The organism is Kitasatospora sp. NPDC058032 (genome assembly GCF_042885845.1).
Lineage (GTDB): Bacteria > Actinomycetota > Actinomycetes > Streptomycetales > Streptomycetaceae > Kitasatospora.
In genome coordinates, this window is record NZ_JBHVRK010000090.1 from 1 (window position 1) to 1,106 (window position 1,106).

Sequence of the window (1,106 nt, forward strand, 5' to 3'; positions counted from 1 at the left end):
TTTTTTTATTCTTGCGGGGGGGGGGGGGGCCCGGGCGGGCGCCGGCCCGCCCCCCCACCCCCTCCCCCTCCCTCCCCACGCCCGTGGGCTGGGCTCGACAGGACCAAGGAGCACGCATGCACGACGTCCGTACCCTCCTGACCCCCGAAGCGTTCGGGGGCGTCACCGCCACAGTGGTGGACAACAACCCCGGCATGGCAGTCCGCACGGCCGAGCGCATCGTGACCGAGGCGCTGAAGTTCGTCGTCACCGCCCGCAGGTTCCCCACCCTGCGGATCACCCCGTCCAACGTCGTGGACGAGGGCTGGCACGCCCTCATCCTCCACACACGCCCCTACGCCGGAGTGTGCGAGCGGCTCGGGGGGTTCGTGCACCACTACCCCGAGCGCCCCGACCCGACGCGCCACGACCCGGACGCCCTCGCCCGGACCGTCGCCCTCATCGAAGAGACCGGCTACACCCCCGACCACGAACTGTGGACCGGTCCGACCCGCGCCCAGGTCGCGGTGGCCGCCAGTTGCTCCCACACCCCGATCCCCGGCGGTTGCGGACCCATCAACCCCGGCGGGTGCGCGTCGCACTGCTCCGGCGGTGGCGGCGGTGGAGGTGGCGGCGAGGCCCACTAGCCTGAACCCACCCACACGGAGAGGGCGGGAAGCATGGACGAAGACGAAGCCCAGCAGCTAGCCAACTCGCTTCGGCACCTGGGCATTCGGGGCATCGTGTCCCCCGAAGACCTGGGCAACCCGGACGGGCAATGGCGGGTGTACGACAGCGCCAACCCCAACACCCGCCGGGACATCACCGACGACGTGCTGACGGTGGTCCGGGGTCGGTCACGTCAGGCGGGCCAGAGCGGTCCGACGCGAGGATTCGTCATCCGCGCCCCTCGATGAGCAGCGCCCTGGAACGGCACCGTCCGGGTTCGCCCGGGCGGGACCACTTCGTGCGGTCCTTCACATAGCTGTCCACTCAGCACCACCGCGCTGCCCAGGCGTCGAAAGTCGGCCTCATCGACTTCCTGCTCCGCACTTCCGGTGGCGGGGGGGGGGCCGGAAAACGAAAACACCCCCCCCAACCACAACAAAAAACCCAACAAAAAAAAA

Annotated in this window: 2 protein-coding genes; both read left to right on the plus strand. The window is 70.0% G+C overall.

Translation table 11 applies throughout. From position 1 onward, the window contains the following. The first annotated feature begins 116 nt into the window (after window positions 1-116). Complete coding sequence (locus ACFVUH_RS37460; RefSeq protein WP_387918114.1) at window positions 117-626, plus strand: glycine-rich domain-containing protein; 510 nt, start codon at window positions 117-119, stop codon at window positions 624-626. 33 nt (window positions 627-659) lie between these two features. Then, on the plus strand, window positions 660-896 hold the full coding sequence (locus ACFVUH_RS37465; RefSeq protein WP_387918115.1) for a hypothetical protein: 237 nt from the start codon (window positions 660-662) through the stop codon (window positions 894-896). Window positions 897-1,106: the final 210 nt, after the last annotated feature.